Raw genomic sequence first — 20091 nt, 5'->3', positions numbered from 1 at the left:
GAGAAACCGTCCGGCATCGGCACCACCATCCGCCGGTCCGCCACCGCCACCGGACCAAACGAATCCAGCACCAACCCCATCACCCGATCACCCGGCACCAGATCCACCACACCCGCACCCACCTCCAACACCACACCCGCCGCCTCACTCCCCAACGGCGCATCACCCGGATACAACCCCAGCGCAATCAGCACATCCCGGAAGTTCAACCCCGCAGCCCGCACCCCGATCCGCACCTCACCCACACCCAACGCACGCCCCCCACCCGACGAAACAAGCTCCAGATCCTCCAGCGAGCCCTTCCGCTCAATCCCCAACCGCCACAACCCACCCGGCTCCACACCCACCCCCGCACGCACCAACCGCGGCACCAGCAACCCACCCTGACGGACAGCCAGCTGAGGCTCGTCGAGAGCGGCCAGCACACCCCAGTCCGGCACGTCACCGTCACCGTCGACGTCGACCAGCGTGATCCGCCCCGGATGCTCCGACTGCGCACTACGCACCAAACCCCACACCGGCGCCTGCACCAGATCAGCCGCCTCATCACCCACCGCCACACCCCGACGCGTCACCACCACCAACCGCGCCCCAGCCAACACCTCACTCCCCAACCACCGCTGCAACAACCCCAACACCCCCACCACAACCGAGGACACAGCCGCACCGCCGACATCACCCGCGGCGTCGACCTCAACCAGCACCACTTCCGGTGTCGGCGCACCCTCGGCAACCGCCAACTCCAGCGCGTCCAGATCATCGAAGCGCTCACCCGGCGCCGCCAACCCACCCAGCACCGCAACCCGCCGCACCGAACGCACGGCATCCGAGGCACTCGGCGCCTCAACCCACTCCACGCGGAACAGCGAATCGCTCCCGGATCCCCGAGCACCCGCCAGCCGCGCCTGGTCGACAGGGCGGAAGGCCAGATTCGCCACGCTCGCGACGGGCTCGCCCTGCTCGCTGACCATGTCGATCCGCAGGGCAGACTCACCCGCCCGGCCGATGCGCACCCGCACCCGGTCCCGGCCGGTCTGCTCTACCTGTACGCCGGACCAGGAGAACGGCAATCCCGCGGACGCCGTGTCGCCCTGGTCGAGCCAGCCGAGGCCACCGTGCAGCGTGGCGTCGAAGAGCGCCGGATGCATCCCGAAGCCGGCCGCCACTTCAACCTGCTCCTCGCCGAGCGCAACCTCGGCGTAGACATGCTCGCCAGCCCGCCAGGCCGCCCGTACGCCCTGGAAGACGGGACCGTAGTCGTAGCCGGCCTCCGCCAACCCTGCATAGAGCGCATCGACCGCGATCTGCTCGGCACCCCTCGGCGGCCACTCCACAGGGAACCGCACGTCCAGCGCGGTCTGCGCAGCGGCGAGCGAGCCGCGGGCATGGCAGATCGTCTCACCCTGTTCCCCGTCTCCGCCGGCCTCCGGGCGGGAGTAGACGGCGACCGAACGGCGACCGTCTTCACCGGCCTCGCCGACAGTGACTTGCAGCTGAACCGCCGCGTTCCCGTCCAGGACCAGCGGCGCCTCGAGCACCAACTCCTCAAGCACCGCACTGCCCACATGCCGGCCGACCGCAACCGCCAACTCCACCAACGCAGTCCCCGGCACGATCACCGTCCCGAACACGGCATGATCCCGCACCCACGACGCCGACTCCTGCGACAGACGCCCCGTGAACACCCACTCGTCCCGGTCCCCGACCGACACCGCCGCGCTCAACAAGGGATGGTCGAACCGCCCCAGCCCCGCAGCAGCCAAGTCCCCGACACCCGCACCGGACGCGAGCCAGTACCGCTCCCGTTGGAACGCATACGTCGGCAACTCCACCGACCGAGCACCCGTGTCCGCGTAGAACGCCGACCAGTCCACCGGCACACCCGCCAGGTGCGCCTGCGCGAGAAACGCGGCGAACGTCTCCGCCTCCGACTTGCGCGCCCGCAAGGCCGACGCGAACACCGCACCGTCCCCGTCCACCGCCTGCCGCGCCAAGGCGGTCAGCACCGCCTCCGGCCCCAATTCCAAGAACCGGGTGACACCCTCGTCCTGGAGGGTACGAACCCCGTCCGTGAACCGAACCGCCTGCCGGACGTGATCCACCCAGTAGTCGGGGTCGGTCAACTCGAAGGAGGCAGGCTTACCGGTGACGTTGGAGACGATTGCGATCCGCGGCTCGTTGAACGTCAGTTCCTCAGCTACGGCACGGAACTCCGCCAGCATCGGCTCCATCCGATGCGAGTGGAAAGCGTGACTGACCCGCAGCCGGCTCGTCTTACGGCCCTGCCACCGCGGCAGCCACTCATCCAGCGCGTCCAGGTCACCGGACACCACCACTGAGCGAGGCCCGTTGACCGCAGCGATCCCCAGCCGGTCCTCGAACCCGGCCAGCTCCCCAGCCACCTCCTCCTCCGCCGCCTGCACCGCCGCCATCCCACCACCGGCAGGCAACGCACCCATCAACCGACCACGCGCCACCACCAGAGCACACGCATCCGCCAGCGACAACACCCCCGCCACATGGGCAGCCACCAGCTCACCCACCGAATGCCCGATCAGATAATCCGGACGCACCCCGAGAGACTCCACCAACCTGAACAGCGCCACCTCGACCGCGAACAACGCCGCCTGCGTGAACTCCGTCGCATTCAGAAGACCCGCATCCGCAGAACCCTCCTCAGCAGCCAGCAGACCCCGCAGCGAACGACCCAACCGCGGATCCAGCTCCCCACACACCTCATCCAACGCCCGCGCGAACTCCGGATAGACGGCGGCCAGTTCCACACCCATCCGGGCCCGCTGCGCCCCCTGCCCCGTAAACAAGAACGCCGTACGACCCGCACCCACACGCCCTTCCAACACACCGGCCGCAGCCTCACCACCAGCCAGAGCCGCAAGCCCGGCCAGCAACCCCTCCCGATCCGACGCCACCACCGCAGCCCGGCGCTCCAACTGCGCCCTCGTCACCACCGACGAGAAAGCAACATCCGCCAACCCCACTCCTGGGGAAGCCACCACATGCGCACGCAACCGCTCCGCCTGCGCACGCAACGCCACCTCGTCCTTACCCGACACCACCACCGGCACCGGACGTAAGCCGTTCTCGCCCTGAACCGCCGCCGCCTTCTCCCCGGCCGGCGCCTCCTCCAGAATCACGTGGGCGTTCGTGCCGCTGACTCCGAAGGAGGACACTCCAGCACGTCGCGGCCGCTCACCCGCAGGCCACTCCTCCGCCTCCGTCAGGAGCCGGATCTGCCCGGCCTCCCAGTCGACATGCGGCGACGGCGCATCGACATTCAACGTGGCAGGCAGCTTCTCGTGCTGCATCGCCATCACCATCTTGATCACACCGGCGACACCAGCCGCAGCCGACGTATGCCCGATGTTCGACTTGATGGACCCGAGCCGCAGCGGATCGTTGCCGGCCCGTTCCTGCCCATACGTCGCCAACAGTGCCTGCGCCTCGATCGGGTCACCCAGCTTTGTGCCGGTGCCATGACCCTCGACCGCATCGACATCACCCGTGTCGAGTCCGGCGTTGGCGAGCGCCAGGCGGATCACCCGCTCCTGCGAAGGACCGTTCGGCGCCGTCAGACCATTACTCGCACCGTCCTGGTTGATCGCGCTGCCCCGGACAACACCAAGGATCCGGTGACCGTTGCGACGCGCATCTGACAACCGCTCCAGCACGACCAGACCAAGACCATCCGAGAAACCCGTACCGTCCGCAGCCGCCGCATACGACTTACAACGCCCGTCGGGCGACAGCCCGCGCTGCCTGCTGAACTCCCGCAGGAGGAACGGACCCGACATGATCGTGACGCCACCGGCCAGCGCGAGGGAACACTCACCCGACCGGAGCGCCTGCGACGCCGTGTGAATCGCCACCAACGAGGACGAGCACGCGGTGTCCACCGTGAGCGTGGGCCCTACGAGCCCAAGGCTGTAGGCGACCCGACCCGAGACAACACTCGTCGTCGTACCCGTCAGCCGGAAGCCCTCCAACTCCGGCGGCATCGCACCGCCGCCGTACCCGTCCATCGACATGACGCCGCAGTAAACACCGGTGTCGGAGCCACGCAACGAGGTCGGGTCAATACCCGCATCCTCGAACGCCTCCCACGCCGCCTCCAACATCAACCGCTGCTGCGGATCAATCGCCAACGCCTCACGCGGACTGATCCCGAAAAACCCCGCATCAAAGTCCCCGACACCCTCGACAAAGCCGCCACCACGCGTATACACCGTGCCGACCCGCTCCGGATCCGGGTCATACAACCGCTCCAGATCCCACCCACGATCAGCCGGAAGACCCGACACCGCATCCCGACCCTGCGACACCAACTCCCACAACTGCCCAGGCGACGCAACACCACCCGGATACCGACAACTCATCCCCACAATCGCCAACGGCTCATCCACCCGCGACGAACGCCGCCCCCGCACCACCCGCCGCTCAACAACACCCTCACCCCCACCAACCTCCGCCAGCAGGAACCGGGTCACGGCAGCCGGCGACGGGTGGTCGAAGACCAGCGTGGACGGAAGGCGTACACCGGTGACCTGGGTGAGCCGGTTGCACAGCTCCACCGCCGCCAGCGAATCGAAACCCAACTCCTTGAACGCACGCCCCGGATCAATCGCGGCAGCCGAAACATGCCCCAACACCGCCGCGACCTGCGCCAACACCAACTCCAGAACCACCCGCTCCCAGTCGGCATCCGGCACATCGGCCAACCGCTGCGCGAGCGAACCAGCGGCCCCGGCACGTCGTGCCGGCATCCTCACCAACCCACGCAGCAGAGCCGACAGCAGGCCCGATCGGGCCTGCGCCCGCAGGGCAACGAGGTCCAACTGCACCGGCACGAGCACGGCCGCATCACGCCGCCAGGCCTCGTCGAACAACTCCAGACCCAGCTCGGTCGGCAACGCCCCGACACCCATCCCGGCCCACCGGGCAACACTGCCCTCGTCCAGTTCCCCGGTCATCCCCGTCGCATCCGCCCACAGACCCCAGGCCAACGAGGTCGCCGGCAGACCAGCAGCACGACGCTGCGCGGCCAGGGCGTCGAGTACGGCATTGGCCGCCGCATAGTTGCCCTGCCCCGGACTACCGATCAGAGCGGCGACGGACGAGAACAGCACGAACGCCGACAACTCCATGTCCGCGGTCAGCTCATGCAGATGCAGCGCCGCATCCACCTTCGGCCGCATCACCCGCTCCACCTGCTCAGCCGTAAGAGAGGTGATCACACCGTCATCAAGGACACCGGCCGCATGAATGACGGCGGTGAGCGGGTGCTCCAACGAACCGATCAGAGCTGCCAGTTGGTCACGGTCGGACACATCACACGCCACGGCCCGAGCCTCACAGCCCGACCCCGACAGCTCTCCCACCAACTCAGCCGCACCGGGCGCCTCAGGACCACGCCGGCTGACCAGCAGCAGCCGCCTGACACCATGCTGCTCGGCCAGATGCCGGGCGAAGACCGCACCCAGACCACCAGTGCCCCCAGTGATCAGGACCGTACCGTCGGGGTCCAGCACCGGACCCGCGACCGACACCGACGACACCCGCGCCAGCCTCGGCGCCAGGAACCCACCCCCACGAACCGCGAGTTGAGGCTCATCAAGAGCAGCCACCACACCCCAGTCCGGCACACCACCCTCACCGTCGACATCAACCAGTGTGATCCGCCCCGGATGCTCCGACTGCGCACTACGCACCAAACCCCACACCGGCGCGACCACCACATCCACACCCTCAACACCCACCGCAACACCCCGACGCGTCACCACCACCAACCGCGCCCCAGCCAACACCTCACTCGCCAGCCACCGCTGCAACAACCCCAACACCCGCACCACAACCGAAGACGCCCCATCCGCGTGCCCCGCGACCTCGGCAACCACCACATCCGGAACCGCCGCGCCATAAGCGATTGCCTGCTCAAGCGCATCCAGATCAACCTGCGGCGACTCACCGAGCACCGCGACCCGCGGCGGAGTCGTCGAAGGTGCAGGAAGCGGCACCCAGTCGACTGTGAACAGAGACTCGTTCCCGGCCCGTTGCCCGCCTGCCAGCCGCGCCGGATCCACCGGCCGCAGTACCAGCCTCTCCACGCTCACGACCGGCTCGCCGTACTCATCGGCCGCATCGACCCGCAGCGCGGCCCCACCCGCCTCCACGATCCGGACCCGCACCCGCGAGGCAGCACTGTTCCCCAGCCGCACCCGGGACCAGGAGAACGGCAACTCCGCCGAAGCCGAGGCCGCCCTCTCCAACAGCCCGCCGTGCAGCACCACGTCGAACAGCGCCGGATGGATACTGAAGCCCTCACCACCGGCGTCCTCGGCGAGCACTACCTCGGCATACACCTCTTCGCCGAGCCGCCAGGCCGCCCGCAGCCCCTGGAACACCGGCCCGTAGTCGTACCCGGCGTCCGCCAGACGCGCGTACAACGCCTCGACATCAACCGGCTCCGCACCCGGCGGCGGCCACTCCACCGGCAGCACCGAGGCCAACGGCTGCGTCTCCGGCACGAGCATGCCCCGCGCGTGACACACCGTCTCGGACCGCTCGCCCTCGCCCCGATTCTCCGCACGGGAGTAGACCGCGACCGTACGGCGGCCCTCCTCATCGGGCTCGCCGACGCCGACCTGCAACTGCACCGCCGCACTGCCCTCAAGGATCAGCGGCGCCTCCATGACGATCTCCTCGAGGACCGGGCTCCCCGCATGCCGACCGGCCGTGACAGCCAGTTCCACCAGCGCGGTGCCGGGCACGATCACCATGCCGAGCACGACGTGCTCCTGCACCCAGGGCGCACTGTCCTGCGACATGCGCCCGGTGAACAGCCACTCGTCCCGCGCACCCACCTGAACGGCAGCGGCAAGCAATGGGTGGTCGAGCCGCCCGAGTCCGGCAGCAGACGCGTCGCCTGCCCCGGCACCCGAAGCCAGCCAGTACCGCTCCCGCTGGAACGCATACGTCGGCAGGGGGACGCGCCGAGCACCCGTGCCCGCATAGAACGCCGACCAGTCCACCGGCACACCCGCCAGGTGCGCCTGCGCGAGAAACGCGGCGAACGTCTCCGCCTCCGACTTACGGACGCGCAAGGCCGACGCGAACACCGCACCGTCCCCGTCCACCGCCTGCCGCGCCAACGCCGTCAGAACCGCCTCCGGCCCCAACTCCAAGAACCGCGTCACACCCTCCGCTTGGAGGGTACGAACCCCGTCCGTGAACCGAACCGCCTGACGAACGTGATCCACCCAGTAACCCGGATCAGCCAGCTCCGCCGACACCAGAGCACCGGTCACATTCGACACCACCGGAATCCGGGGAGCGCTGAACGTCAGTCCCTCGGCGACCTTGCGGAACTCCGCCAGCATCGGCTCCATCCGATGCGAGTGGAAGGCGTGACTCACCCGCAGCCGGCTCGTCTTACGGCCCTGCCACCGCGGCAGCCACTCATCCAGCGCATCCAGATCACCGGACACCACCACCGAGCGAGGACCGTTGACCGCCGCGATCCCCAGCCGGTCCTCGAACCCGGCCAACTCCCCGGCAACCTCCTCCTCCGCCGCCTGCACCGCCGCCATCCCACCACCGGCAGGCAACGCACCCATCAACCGGCCACGCGCCACCACCAGAGCACACGCATCCGCCAGCGACAACACCCCCGCCACATGGGCAGCCACCAGCTCACCCACCGAATGCCCGATCAGATAATCCGGACGCACCCCGAGAGACTCCACCAACCTGAACAGCGCCACCTCAACCGCGAACAACGCCGCCTGCGTGAACTCCGTCGCATTCAGAAGAGCCGCATCCGCAGAGCCGTCCTCGGCAGCCAGCAAGTCCCGCAGCGAACGGCCCAACCTCGGATCCAGCTCCCCACACACCTCACCCAACGCCCGCGCAAACTCCGGATAAGCGGCGGCGAGTTCCACACCCATCCGCGCCCGCTGCGCCCCCTGCCCCGTAAACAAAAACGCCGTACGACCCGCACCCACACGCCCTTCCAACACCCCAGCCGCAGCCTCACCACCAGCCAAAGCCGCAAGCCCCGCCAGCAACCCCTCCCGACCCGACGCCACCACCGCAGCCCGGCACTCCAACTGCGCCCTCGTCACCACCGACGAGAAAGCAACATCCACCAACCCCACCCCAGGGGAAGCCACCACATGCGCACGCAACCGCTCCGCCTGCGCACGCAACGCCACCTCCCCCTCACCCGACACCACCACCGGGACCGCCACCGGCACCGGCACCGACGTCGCGGGCAACACGGTCGCCGGACGCTCCGTCGGCTGCTCCTCCGGCGCCGCCGTCAGCACGACGTGGCAGCAGGTGCCGCCGATACCGAAGGACGACACGCCAGCCACGATCGGCTGTCCTTCCCCCGGCCACGGTTCGTTGGCCGTGCCCACGCGGAGACCCAGTCCGTCCAGGTCGATACGCGGGTTCGGCCGGGTGAAGTTGAGGCTCGGTACGAGTTCGCGCTTGTCGATGCAGAGCGCGGTCTTGATCAGGCCCGCGATTCCCGCCGCGCCTTCCAGGTGCCCGATGTTCGTCTTGACCGAGCCGACTACGAGCGAGGTGGCCGCTGTCCGCCGGTAGGCCGCTCCCAGCGCTTCCGCCTCGATGGGGTCGCCGACCGGCGTGCCGGTTCCGTGGAGTTCGACGTACTGCACCTGCGCGGGGGCGACTCCGGCCTGTTCCAGCGCCGTGGTGATCGTCCGTTGCTGAGCGGTGGCGCTCGGGACCGTCAGCCCGTTGTCTCCGGTGCCGGCGCCGACGGCGCTGCCGTCGATGACGGCGTAGACGTGGTCGCCGTCCTCGATGGCGCGCGCGAGCGGCTTGAGGACGACCAGGCCACCGCCCTCGCCGCGCACATAGCCGTTCGCCCGCTCGTCGAAGACGTAGCTCCTGGCGTCGGGCGAGAGCGCGCCCGCGGCTTCGACGACGACGCTGCTGAGGGGGGACACGTTGAGGTGGACGCCGCCCGCGAGCGCGATCTCGGACTCGCCCTTTCGCAGGCTCTGGCAGGCGAGGTGTACGGCGACGAGGGAGGACGACTGTCCGGTGTCGACGGTCATGCTCGGGCCGGACAGGCCCAGGGTGTGGGAGACGCGGTTGGCGATCAGGGAACGGCCGACGCCGGTGAGGGTGTGCCGTGTGACACCGCGGTCGCCTGCCATGGCCACGAGGTCCGAGTAGTCGGCTGCCATGACGCCGAGGAAGACGCCGACATTCGCCGGTGCCTCGTCCGTCGGGTTGTCCGAGATCGTCGACGCCCGGGTCTGAGTCCCGACGACGATGCCTGCGTCCTCCAGGCCCTGCCACGCCAGTTCGAGCGCGAGCCGTTGCTGGGGATCCGTCGCGACGGCCTCGCGCGGGGCCATGCGGAAGAAGTTCGCGTCGAACTCCTCGACCCCTTCGACGAATCCGCCGCGTTCGGGGCCGAAGGGCCGGCTCGTGTCGCGGTCGCGGATGGCGTCGCCGCCTTGGCGCAGCAGCTGCCAGAACTCGTCGGTGCCCGCTGCGCCCGGCGTCCGGGACGCCATTCCCACGATCGCGATCTGCTGCCGATCGGCCCCCGTCATGGCATTCCTCCGTCATGGATGCAGTCCGCAGGTCGTCCTCGTACGGAGGTTAGGCAGCGGTGTCGCCCCGGAGCCGGGCCCTGTCCGGAAACTGCCAACCTTGGGAGGAAGGTCGTCGGTCCACCGCGACCGATCACTTCTCGACCACTTCTCGGCTGGTTCTCGGCCGGTTCTCGGCCGGGCGCGGGCCCCGGGGGGGGAGGTCCCGGCAACGCCTGGGGAAGTCCTCGGAAACGCCTGGGGTGCGAACGGGGAGGCCCTTGGAAGTTATTGGTTACTACTGTCATGCTGCAGCCATGGGAGCTGAGCGCCGTACGGCGACGCAGCGACGGGCGCAGGCGATCGCCGCCGGTATGCGGGTGTTCGCGGACCATGGGCTGACCACGTCGGCGCTGCAGCATGTCGCGGACGAGATCGGGGTCTCGCAGTCTTATGTGTTCCGGCTGTTCGGGAGCAGGCAGTCGTTCTTCCTGGCCTGCGTGGACGAGTTGGAGGTCCAGGTCCTCGGCACCTTCCGCGCGGCGGCGGAGGCCTGTCCGGAGGCCCCTCTGCAGGCGATGCGGGACGCTTTCCGGGACCTGATCGCCGACGGGGTCGCCAGCGGCCTGTGGCTCCAGGCGTATGCCGCCGCGCGCACGGACGAAGAGGTGGCGGCGCGCTGCCGCTCCCTCGTCGCGGGGGTGCTGGCGGAGGCCGAGCGGCTGACCGGCGCGGGCCGGGACGAGCTGGCGCGGTTCCTGGCGGACGGCGCGCTGGTCGTGCTGTTGCAGTCGCTCGGTGTGGATCTGACCGGCGGGAGCTGGGCGGCCGTTGCTCAGCTGCACGCCCAGGAGGCCCGCCCGCTCCAGGCGGCTCGCCCCACCAGTACGGCAATCTCTACCACGAGGACGGCCTCATGAACCCCCTCCTGCTGCCCATCGTCGCCGCTCAGGGACTGTGGGTGCGCTCGAAGACCGAGAGGATTCCACCGGCGGCCGGCCCGACCGAGGGGTCGGTGGGAGACGGGTCCGGGCCGCCGGTGCGCATCGGTGTCCTGGGCGAGTCGACCGCGGCCGGCTGTGGCGTCGGTACCCAGGACGAAGGGTTCCCGGTGCTTCTGGCCCGCGAACTCGCCGCCCGGACCGGCCGGCCCGTCGAGTGGCAGGTGGTGGGTGAGTACGGTGCCACGCTCCGTCGTATCCGCCACCGGCTGATGCCCCGGCTCGGGGAGCAGTTGGACGTCGCGCTGCTCCTCGCGGGTGTCAACGATGTGCTGGCGCGCCGCACCCCGCGGGAGTGGGGGGACGATCTCGGTGCGATCGTCGACGATCTGGCCGGGCGGGCCCAGCATGTCGTGGTGACGGGGACGCCGCCGTTCGGGTCTCTGCCGTCCCTGCCGAGGGTCCTGGCCGGGTACCTCGCCGAGCAGGCGGCGGGTCTCGACGAGGCCTCGCGGCGGGTGTGTGCCGAGTCGCAGCGGGCGACCTGGATCGGCTCGGAGGTGCTGCTGCCGATGGGCCCGGAGTTCTTCGCCCGGGACGGCTTCCACCCGGGGGCCACCGGTTACCGGCGTTGGGCGGAGGCGGTCGCGGACCATCTCGCCGAGCGCCGCGGCGATCTCCTCGCCAAAGCGGTCTGAGACGCCGTACGCCGCCCCCTGCCGTCCTGCCCTCCTGCCCCTGGTCCGAGACCGCGCGGCGCACCACCTGCCTGGAGAGAGGCAACCCATGGCCGACGAACCGCCGTTCATCGACGAGCACACCGTGTTCGTGAAGGCCTCCGCCGCCGCCGTGTGGCGGGCCCTCATGCGGGTGTACGGCGGCCGTGGGTCCGTACGGCCTTCCGGGATCGAGGTGTACGGGCATCTGGTGGGCGCCGAACCGCGGCGGAGTTCCGGAGAACCGCTCGCCGAGGGTTCGACGCTGCCCGGTTTCGAGGTGGCGGAGTCGGTGCCCGGACGTCTGGTCCGGTTCACCGGCCGCCACCGGTTCTCGCGGTACGCGCTGGTCCTGGCCCTGGAGGAGCGGGACGGCGGGACAGTGCTCGGTGCGCGCACCTATGCGGAGTTCCCCGGGCCCGCGGGCTGGGCCTACCGGCAGCTCGTCATCGCGTCCGGCGCGCACGCGGCCCTGATGACACGTCAGCTCTATGCGGTTCGGCGTCGGGCCGAGGCGTCCGGGCCGGCTCGGTGAACTCCCTTGTCAGGTGGGCGGGTTGCCGTGCTTGCGCAGCGGCAGCGACTGGTGTTTCCGGCGCAGCATCGCCAGGCCCGCGATGAGCGCCGTCCGGGTCTCGGCCGGGTCGATCACATCGTCCACCAGTCCTCGTTCGGCCGCGTAATAGGGGTGCATGAGTTCGGTCTTGTACGCCTTGACCAGTTCGGCGCGGGTGGCCTCGGGGTCGGCCGCCTCCCGGATCTCGCGGCGGAAGACCACGTTGGCGGCTCCCTCGGCGCCCATCACCGCGATCTCGTTCGTCGGCCAGGCGTAGGCGAGGTCGGCGCCGATCGAGCGGGAGTCCATGACGATGTAGGCGCCGCCGTAGGCCTTCCTGAGGATCAGCGAGATCCTCGGTACCGTCGCGTTGCAGTACGCGTACAGCAGTTTCGCGCCGTGCCGGATGATCCCGCCGTGCTCCTGGCCGACGCCGGGCAGGAATCCGGGCACGTCCACGAGCGTGATCAGCGGGATGTTGAACGCGTCGCAGAACTGTACGAAGCGCGCGGCTTTCTCCGAGGAGTGGATGTCCAGCACTCCGGCCAGCGACCGCGGCTGGTTGGCGACGATGCCCACGACGTGTCCGTCGAGGCGGGCCAGGGTGCAGATGATGGAGAGGGCCCAGCGCTCGTGCACCTCCATGTGCTCACCGTCGTCAACGAGTTGCTCGATGACGGCGCGCATGTCGTAAGGGCGGGTGCCGTCGGCCGGCACCAGGGATTGCAGGGTCGCTCCGGTCGGGTCGGCCGGGGCGCCGGCGGGGCAGGTCGGCGGGGTCTGCCGGTTGTTGTCGGGCAGCATCGAGAGCAGGAAGCGCACGTCGGCGAGGCAGGTCTCCTCGTCGTCGTACGCGAAGTGCGCCACGCCCGAGGTCTCGGCGTGCACGTCCGCGCCGCCCAGGCCGTTCTGGGAGATCTCCTCGCCGGTCACCGCGCGGACCACGTCGGGTCCGGTGATGAACATCTGGGAGGTGTCGCGGACCATGAAGACGAAGTCGGTCAGTGCCGGGCTGTAGGCGGCCCCGCCCGCGCACGGGCCGAGCATCACGCTGATCTGCGGGATCACGCCGGAGGCCTTGGTGTTGCGGGCGAAGATTCCGCCGTAGCCGGCCAGTGCCTGGACGCCTTCCTGGATGCGGGCGCCCGCTCCGTCGTTCAGCGAGACCAGGGGGGCGCCGGCGGCCAGCGCCATGTCCATGATCTTGTGGATCTTGGTGGCATGGGCCTCGCCGAGGGAGCCGCCGAAGATCCGGAAGTCGTGGGCGTAGACGAAGACCGTCCGGCCCTCGACCAAGCCCCATCCGGTCACCACACCGTCGGTGTGGGGGCGCTTGCCTTCGAGGCCGAAGCCGGTCGCCCGGTGCCGGCGCAGGGTCTCGACCTCCTGGAAGGTCCCCTCGTCGAACAGCAGGGCGAGGCGTTCACGGACCGTCAGTTTGCCCTTGGTGTGCTGCTGTTCCGTGCCGCGTGTGTTGCCATGGACGATGTCGTCGCGGATGGCTGCCAGTTCGGCCGCGCGCGACGCGGCGTCGTTCGCCGTCATATCCGGTATCCCCCCGTGCGGTCGGTCCGGCCGGCGGCGTCGACCGGCGCCGCCGGCGGGAGCAGTCCCAGTTCGGCGGCCCGAACCCCCAGCTGGAATCGGGAGTTGGCGCCGAGCAGGGTCATGATCTCCGCGACATAACGCCCGTAGGTGCGCACGGAGATGGTGAGTTCGCGGGCGGCGACCTCGTCGGTGACCCCTGCGTGCAGGGCGCCGAGTATGCGCCGGGCCAGTGCGGTGCGTTCGCTGTCGCCTAAGACGATCTTCTCGACGGCCGGTAAGGCGTCGCTCCACACGCTCTGGAAGAGCGCGCAGATGGCGTGCAGTACCTCCGGTACCCGGATGACGGAGGACTTGATGCCGGCGGCGGACTCGGTCGCCACGAAGGCGGCGCGGTCGTCGACGACGAGGGCGTGCAGCGGGGGCATCCGGGCCACCCGGACGGCCACGGGACGTGGCCGTCCGCACTGGTCGCGGACGAATGCGGCGTCGAGGAGCGGCGGGATGGTCAGCAGGCGTACGGATACGCCGGCGGCCGCGGCGTAGAGTTCCCGCTCCGCCCGGGTCGACAGGCACGGGTCCGCGACCCGGGCGCGGAACCGGTGTGCGTACACGACATCGATGGAGCGGGTGGCTTCGCCGATCAGGCTTCGTGCCGTGTCGAGCAGGGCGTCCCTGCTCACTGTGGTGATCAGCCGTTCGCGTTCGCTGCGGCGGTGTTGTGCGGCTGCGGACGCCCCGATCAGCGCCCGCACGTCGAACAGTGCTTGTTCCAGTACGTCTTCACGTGTTGCGGACAAGGTTCCCCGTCCCCCGGACTGTTTTGATCACGGGTGAGCCGTGTGCCGGCGACGTCGTTGGGCTCGGCGTGGCTCACCTCAGTTGTTCGGCCTGTCGGGTCACGCCGGGAGCAGGCCGTACTCCACCGCACGCACTCCGGCTTGGAAGCGGGAGTTGGCGTCGAGTTCGCGCATGATCTCCGCGACGTAACGCCGGTAGGTGCGCAGCGAGACGTTGATCTCGCGTGCCGCGGCTTCGTCGGTGTGACCGTCGCGCAGCCGCCGCAGGATGTTCTGGACGAGTTCGGTGCGCAGCCGTGGGCTGAGCCGCGGCCTGCCCGGCAGCGGACGGCCGCCGGACCATGCTCCGGTGAAGAGCAGTTGGAGGGCGCCCACGGCCGCCGGGTCGTCGATGACCACGGACTGGCCGCCGGTCATCTGGTCGGGCGGGGAGACGAGTGCGGTCGCGCCGTCGGCCACCAGGATGCCGCGCAGTTCCCCTTCGGAGACGCGTGCTTCGATCTGGCGGCCGGGGAGATCCTGGAGACGTTCCATCGAGTCACTGGCGATCTCGACCGCACAGAGGACCTGCACGGGGAAATGGTTCGGGGTCCTGGCCAGGTGCCAGAAGACCGATTCCGTAAAGGGGCTGGAGCCGGTGAGGGTCACGGCCAGGGAGCGTCGGCATCTGCGGATGACCCGCCGCACGGTGCGGTCCTCGTCGCACTCCTCTTTTGCCATGCCCGGATTCAGCCAATGCACCGTCATGTCCACGTCGCGAGACCCCCGTATCGCGTTCAACCGTCGTTCGCTGTCGACATCCTTGCGTTCGCCGCATTCACGGCCCCAGGACCACTCTGACCTGGTAATCCGAGGTATCTGATTGAATCCGAAACCAGTCGGACTCCGGCGGGCATCAGCCCGTCGAACCGGAGACCGACATTAGAACCTCGATTCGGATTGAGTCAACTTTCCCCCAAGGTCGCCAGACTACCGGAAGTTTCAATTCCCTTTCCTTAATCACCATTTCAACTACAGGGTTTCAGTCGCCGGAACCTCGGATTCGGCATTTATGCAACGCCCGCGGCGCCTTATGTACAGAACGAAGACATTCGGCCAGCCTCATCTGGCCAGTCGCAACGTCTGACACGGCACTTACGGAAGCTCCGGACCGCGCCGGCCCCCGAGAATTTACGACGCGGTAACAGCTTCCAAGGTTGCGTTCCGCGTCGCCTCGGACCCCCGCCTATCACGTGCACAATTACACAGAAACACCGGGGGAAACACTGGTGAATGACCGGAGCCCAGGCCGCGGGCAAACGCCGTGTTCAGCCGGACAGAGCTCACCGACGCGGTGGCCGGACGGCGCATTGCGGCCAGAAGGCGCATTGCGACGGCCCGCCGGGGTTCTGCGACCTGCTGCGCGCTGCGCGCGCCGTGCGGCTCACGACCGGGCCGGAGGGCGGTCACGATCAACAAAGCGCCCGTCCGACCCCTACATTCGGGCCGGACACATTCCGCCCCGGACCGCCCCGGCTCAGCCGCGGAACCGGGTGAAGCGGAGCGGCGTGAAGACCTCGGGGCACCGCCCGGTGCGGATGTACTCGGCGAGCCGTCGGCGGTGACGGGGCACCTCGCCACGGCCCTTCCACTCAGCCGCCGCAGGATTCCGTTGTTCGAGCACACCGTAAGCCCGGCCGAAGGACGCGGTGCACTGGGTCTTACCGGTGCCCCACTGATGCTGGATTCGGTGCGCAACGCCCTGCAAATCCACTTCCACCGCTTCCTGGCGGGTTACTTCTACGGCCACGACTCGCATACGCGAATAAGGTCACCGTCGTGATCGGTAGAGCTGTGTTGCGATCGGGCCGACAGGCCTCGCCCGATCGACGGGCTTCTGCGCGTGCGCCTCGCGCACCACGCCGGCACCGCCGATCCGTCCGCCGCCGGCAGAGCAGACCTCATACCCCTGCGCTGCAGCCCACGCCTATCCCACCGTCGAGACCTTGATCGTCACGCCACCGCGACCGCCACCGCCACGACCACCGCCGCAATCGCCTGCAATAACGTTTCTCCCGCTATCCCGTAGGCAGCATTTCGAAGTCCCCTCCCATGACCGCTATCAGCTGGAATCGCAACTGATGTGAAAAGAATTGACAGCCACCGCGCCACCGCACCGAAACGGGCCCGTCGCCGGTCCGACACCGCAAGGAATTCCCCGCCGAACGCATGATGTGGCCCACCGCGTGTCCCGGCTCCCCCGCACCCCCTGCCGCCGGCACGCGACCGCCCTTGATCACTACCGTCGCCCACCGGCCGGCACCGGCGACGACAGGCTGCGAGGGCACGCTCGGCGGCGAACGCAGCGGGGTGACGCCCAGCCGCGCATCCTGCCGCCACCCGGTCCCGAACAGCGGCCACTTCACCGGCAGGACCAGCCGGTGGACCAGCCCCCGCCGTACACAACATGACGATTCCATCAGGACTGCGATGACCATCGCCGCAAAGTTAGACTCCGCACATGCCTACGTCAGCCCCGCCCAGCAACCGGTTCGAGCGGCGCCGCGCCGAGACCCGGCAGGCGCTCGTCCGTGCGGCCCGGCAGATCCTCGCCGAGACCGGTGACACCAGCGCCAGCATCCAGGCGATCGCGGAGCGTGCGGACGTCGGCTTCGGCTCCTTCTACAACCACTTCGAGTCGAAGACGGAGTTGTTCGAGGCGGCCGTGGTGGACGCCCTGGAGGAGTTCGGCCAGGCGTTCGACGAGCGGCTGGTGGGCATCGAGGACCCGGCGGAACTCGTCGCGGCAGGTTTCCGGCTCAGCGCACGCCTGACCGCGTCCCACCCGGAGTTGATGCAGGTGCTGCGGCGGCGCGGCCTCGGTCACATCCACTCGGAGAACGGGCTGGCCACTCGGGCTTCACGGGACCTGGGCACCGGTATCGCCTCCGGCCGTTTCAAGGCCCTGGACCCGGCGATCGCCCTCACCGGTCTGGGCGGCGTCCTGCTGTCCCTGGTGGAGCTGCGGTTCTCCCGCCCCGACCTGGACGGCGACGAGGCCGCGGTGGAGCTCGCGGAGATGGCCCTGCTCATGCTGGGCGTCCCGCCGGACGACGCCCACGAGGTCGTCCGGCGTCCCCTCCCCGACCTCGTGTGAGCACCCTCCGGCACCACCTCTACGCGGATGAAGAACCGGGGCGGAAGGTGACCGAACGACCGGTGAAACGGGCCTCGATCCCGCTCTCCGTGGTGGTGACCGACCGCAGACGCAGCCCCTCGGGAATGTTCCGCAACGGAAGGGGCTCCGCCAGGGCCTCGTCGACGACCGCCTTCAGCGGAGGAAGCAAGTCGCCCTGAACGGCCCGGATGCCGGTGAAGGCGATGCGGTTGCCGCTCGCCGCCGCGACCGCCGTACTCATGGTCACCTCGCCGATGACCGGCAGGTCGGCCGTCGCATTGACCCGGCCTGACCCGTCCCCCTGCGACACGGTCACGCCCAACGCGTCCGACAGGTCCTCGTACGACAGGAACGCGGTGGCGTCGACACTGCGGGCGTGGGCCTCCTCGGCGCCTCCCGAGGTCTTCAGCCCGTCGAGGCCGACCGTCAGCTTCGTCACCGGCAGGGGCCTGGTCGTGTCGTCGGCGGGTATGTCGCGGGCGGTGAGGTCGACATGCCGCAGGCTGCCCCCGGCCAGCTGGGTCAGTACGGGGAAGCCGCCGACGTGCACCGACGGTCGCTCGGCGGTGCCCATCCCGTCCTGGAAGGCCTCGGCCGTGCGGCTCTCCGCGCGGGCCGCGGCCATCCGGTCGACCACGACGGCGCCGGCCAGCAGCGCCGCCAGCGACGCGGCGACGACGATCAGGTGCTTCCGCCTCCGAGACGGGGGGCTCGCGTACGGGACGCCTTCGCCGTAGCAGGGCTCGCCGGTGAAGTCGTCATCGGGCCGGGGCTGGTCCATGGGTGTCTGCTCCAGGAAGTAGGAAGTACTCGGGGAACGTGTCCGGACGGTCGGCGGAGTCCTCAGGCGACGGTGCGCTCGGACCGGCCGAGCCCGCGGACGCAGGAGACGGCGCGCGCGCCGTCCACCCCCATCGCGACGAGCGCGGCGGTGGCGGTTCCCGTGCCGTCATCGGCCCAGGTCCCGGCGTTCACGCGGTCGAGGAGTCCCAGCAGATGCCCCTCCAGCGCCCGGCTCGACGGGCCGGGCGGAACGCTGGTCTGGAAGATCCCCTGCCGCTGTCCTCGCGCAATGATCGCCGCCGCGATCTCGCGCGCGGGGGCGAGCACCTCGTCGACCCGCTCCGGACCCAGGTCCTGGGGTGCGAGTCGGAGAAGGACGCGGTACCGGTCACCGACGGGCCACACAGCGAGGACGAAGCACGCCAGCTCGGTGACAGCCTCCGGCGCAGGGGTGTCCAGCGTCGCGAGCGCCTGTCGCAGCGACTCGGCGGCGTCCTCCACCAGCCCCTCCACCAGTGCGGCCTTCCCCCCGAAGTGGCCGTACACCGTACGACGGACCACGCCCGCCGCCTCGGCGATGTCACCGGCAGCCTGGTCTACGCGACCATCGAGGGCCCGCACTTCGGCTGCGGCCCCGTCGCCGCGGCCGCGGTCGCCGGGCTCGGTCTGCCGGCCTTCGTCACCTGGGAACTGCGCCACCCCCATCCCATGCTGAACGTCCGCAAGTTCCGGGAGCGCCCCTTCAGCGGCTCCATGCTGGCGGTGCTGTTCTTCTTCTTCGGCACCTTCGGCTCGCTCTACTACTCCACCCAGTTCCTGCAGTTCGTCCTCGGCTACAACGCGCTGGACACCGGGGTACGGCTGCTGCCGCTGGCCGGAGCCGTCTTCGTCGGCGCCGAGGTCACCGGCAGGCTCGCGCCGAAGCTGGGCGTGAAGCCGACCGTGGGGGTCGGCATGGTGATCGGCACGGCCGGTGTCATCCTGCTCACCCGGGTCGGCTCGGGCTCCGCCTACACCGACTTCCTGCCCTCGCTGGTCATGCTCGGCTTCGCCATCGGGCTGAGCCTGTCCCCGGCCACCGACACGATCATGGCCTGGAACCCCGTGATCAAAGTGGCGGACCTGGCCTGGCTGGAGTTCGAGAAGCCCGACCTGGACGGGCGGAGGTCTTCGCCCGCGACTTCGGCTTCGCGGTCGCCGCCCGCGCGGACGTGCGGGACACGGACGTCCCGGGCGGCGGAAAGGCCGTGCGCCTGCTCGACCCGTCCGGCTTCCCGGTACAGGTGGTGCACTGCGGCGAGGAGCCGGCGGCACTGCCCGAGCAGCCGCCGCTCACTCTCAACTTCGGCACCGCCCACCGTCGTACGAACGCCACCCAGCGCCCGCCGCGCGAGCCGTCCCGGATCCAGTGCCTGGGGCATCTGGTCCTGGAGACAAGGGTGTTCGCCCGCGCCCTGGACTGGTACCTGGACACGCTCGGCCTGATCGTGTCCGACTTCCTCTTCCTGGACGGCCGGCGCGGGCGCGGTCCCACGATGGCGTTCATCCGCTGCGACCGGGGCGGCCACCCCGTCGACCACCACACCCGGGCCCTGCGCCTGGGCCCGGGCAACGGCTACGTGCACTCCGCCTACCAGGTCACCGACCTGGACTCGGTCGCCGCCGGCGGCGAGTACCTCAAAGAGCGTGGCTACCGGCGCAGTTGGGGTATCGGCCGGCACATCCAGGGCAGCCAGCTCTTCGACTACTGGCGCGACCCCGACCGTTTCATGCTGGAGCACTTCGCCGACGGCGACCTGTTCTCCTGTGACGTCGAACCCGGCTGGGCACCCATGTCGACCAGCGGCCTGGCCCAGTGGGGGCCACCCGCCACCCGCGACTTCCTCGGCGCGCACCCCTCCCCGCGGCGGCTCCGCGAGGTCGTCGAGGCGCTGCGGGGCGACAACGAGATGGACCCCGCCCGACGCCTCGGCCTGCTCAAGGCCGCCAACTCCTGACTCCCT

At 69.7% G+C, this 20091-nt stretch carries 11 protein-coding genes and 2 pseudogenes; 6 read left to right on the top strand and 7 right to left on the bottom strand.

What is annotated here, in order from left to right:
• The coding region (locus tag ACFWXC_RS33785; RefSeq protein ID WP_384484588.1) for an SDR family NAD(P)-dependent oxidoreductase at window positions 1–9611 on the bottom strand (9611 nt) is incomplete at its 3' end.
• A 296-nt stretch (window positions 9612–9907) separates the two neighbouring features.
• Here ACFWXC_RS33785 and ACFWXC_RS33780 point away from each other — a divergent pair.
• The 3 genes from ACFWXC_RS33780 to ACFWXC_RS33770 all read left to right on the top strand — a co-directional run bounded on the left by ACFWXC_RS33780 (window position 9908) and on the right by ACFWXC_RS33770 (window position 11782).
• Window positions 9908–10510 (top strand): TetR/AcrR family transcriptional regulator, encoded by a 603-nt coding sequence (locus ACFWXC_RS33780; RefSeq protein ID WP_384484586.1) that lies wholly within the window; start codon window positions 9908–9910, stop codon window positions 10508–10510.
• Window positions 10507–11229, top strand: coding sequence for an SGNH/GDSL hydrolase family protein (locus ACFWXC_RS33775; RefSeq protein WP_384484584.1), 723 nt, complete (start codon window positions 10507–10509; stop codon window positions 11227–11229). Before ACFWXC_RS33780 ends, ACFWXC_RS33775 begins: the two co-directional genes overlap by 4 nt.
• 88 nt (window positions 11230–11317) lie before the next feature.
• Window positions 11318–11782, top strand: a complete 465-nt coding sequence (locus ACFWXC_RS33770; protein WP_384484582.1) for a hypothetical protein — start codon at window positions 11318–11320, stop codon at window positions 11780–11782.
• Between the two features lie 9 nt (window positions 11783–11791).
• On the opposite strand, the gene ACFWXC_RS33765 is transcribed toward ACFWXC_RS33770, so the two are convergent.
• The 4 genes from ACFWXC_RS33765 to ACFWXC_RS33750 all read right to left on the bottom strand — a co-directional run bounded on the left by ACFWXC_RS33765 (window position 11792) and on the right by ACFWXC_RS33750 (window position 15946).
• Complete coding sequence (locus ACFWXC_RS33765; protein ID WP_384484580.1) at window positions 11792–13348, bottom strand: acyl-CoA carboxylase subunit beta; 1557 nt, start codon at window positions 13346–13348, stop codon at window positions 11792–11794.
• A complete protein-coding gene (locus tag ACFWXC_RS33760) occupies window positions 13345–14148 on the bottom strand; it encodes a LuxR family transcriptional regulator (RefSeq protein WP_384484578.1) in 804 nt (267 codons plus the stop codon). The genes ACFWXC_RS33765 and ACFWXC_RS33760 overlap by 4 nt, the downstream gene beginning before the upstream one ends.
• Window positions 14149–14247: 99 nt before the next feature.
• Entirely contained in the window at window positions 14248–14868 is a 621-nt protein-coding gene (locus ACFWXC_RS33755) for a DNA-binding response regulator (RefSeq protein ID WP_384484576.1), read from the bottom strand.
• Between the two features lie 796 nt (window positions 14869–15664).
• The gene (locus tag ACFWXC_RS33750) at window positions 15665–15946 is read right to left on the bottom strand and encodes a hypothetical protein (protein WP_384484574.1); all 282 of its coding nucleotides are present in this window, start codon (window positions 15944–15946) and stop codon (window positions 15665–15667) included.
• 702 nt (window positions 15947–16648) lie between these two features.
• Between ACFWXC_RS33750 and ACFWXC_RS33745 the strand changes: the two genes are divergently transcribed.
• On the top strand, window positions 16649–17284 hold the full coding sequence (locus ACFWXC_RS33745; protein WP_384484572.1) for a TetR/AcrR family transcriptional regulator: 636 nt from the start codon (window positions 16649–16651) through the stop codon (window positions 17282–17284).
• Between the two features lie 19 nt (window positions 17285–17303).
• On the opposite strand, the gene ACFWXC_RS33740 is transcribed toward ACFWXC_RS33745, so the two are convergent.
• Complete coding sequence (locus ACFWXC_RS33740) at window positions 17304–18086, bottom strand: DUF2993 domain-containing protein (protein ID WP_384484570.1); 783 nt, start codon at window positions 18084–18086, stop codon at window positions 17304–17306.
• A gap of 62 nt (window positions 18087–18148) precedes the next feature.
• On the bottom strand, window positions 18149–18649 hold the full coding sequence (locus tag ACFWXC_RS33735) for a TetR/AcrR family transcriptional regulator (RefSeq protein ID WP_384484568.1): 501 nt from the start codon (window positions 18647–18649) through the stop codon (window positions 18149–18151).
• Between the two features lie 24 nt (window positions 18650–18673).
• Here ACFWXC_RS33735 and ACFWXC_RS33730 point away from each other — a divergent pair.
• Together ACFWXC_RS33730 and ACFWXC_RS33725 are read left to right on the top strand one after the other, a co-directional pair.
• A pseudogene (locus ACFWXC_RS33730) lies at window positions 18674–19192 on the top strand (MFS transporter); the annotation flags it as partial.
• A pseudogene (locus ACFWXC_RS33725) lies at window positions 19178–20085 on the top strand (VOC family protein). The pseudogenes ACFWXC_RS33730 and ACFWXC_RS33725, both read left to right, overlap by 15 nt.
• Window positions 20086–20091: the final 6 nt, after the last annotated feature.

The organism is Streptomyces sp. NPDC058683, assembly GCF_042716195.1.
In the GTDB taxonomy this organism is placed as follows: domain Bacteria; phylum Actinomycetota; class Actinomycetes; order Streptomycetales; family Streptomycetaceae; genus Streptomyces.
This window is presented reverse-complemented; position numbering and strand designations above follow the sequence as displayed.

Excerpts from the sequence above, each read along its gene's own strand:
- ACFWXC_RS33775 (WP_384484584.1), top strand. The coding sequence starts at position 10,507 with ATGAACCCCCTCCTGCTGCCCATCGTCGCCGCTCAGGGACTGTGGGTG.
- ACFWXC_RS33770 (WP_384484582.1), top strand. The coding sequence starts at position 11,318 with ATGGCCGACGAACCGCCGTTCATCGACGAGCACACCGTGTTCGTGAAG.
- ACFWXC_RS33745 (WP_384484572.1), top strand. The coding sequence starts at position 16,649 with ATGCCTACGTCAGCCCCGCCCAGCAACCGGTTCGAGCGGCGCCGCGCC.
- ACFWXC_RS33750 (WP_384484574.1), bottom strand. The coding sequence starts at position 15,946 with ATGCGAGTCGTGGCCGTAGAAGTAACCCGCCAGGAAGCGGTGGAAGTG.
- ACFWXC_RS33740 (WP_384484570.1), bottom strand. The coding sequence starts at position 18,086 with ATGGACCAGCCCCGGCCCGATGACGACTTCACCGGCGAGCCCTGCTAC.
- ACFWXC_RS33780 (WP_384484586.1), top strand. The coding sequence starts at position 9,908 with ATGGGAGCTGAGCGCCGTACGGCGACGCAGCGACGGGCGCAGGCGATC.
- ACFWXC_RS33765 (WP_384484580.1), bottom strand. The coding sequence starts at position 13,348 with ATGACGGCGAACGACGCCGCGTCGCGCGCGGCCGAACTGGCAGCCATC.
- ACFWXC_RS33755 (WP_384484576.1), bottom strand. The coding sequence starts at position 14,868 with ATGGCAAAAGAGGAGTGCGACGAGGACCGCACCGTGCGGCGGGTCATC.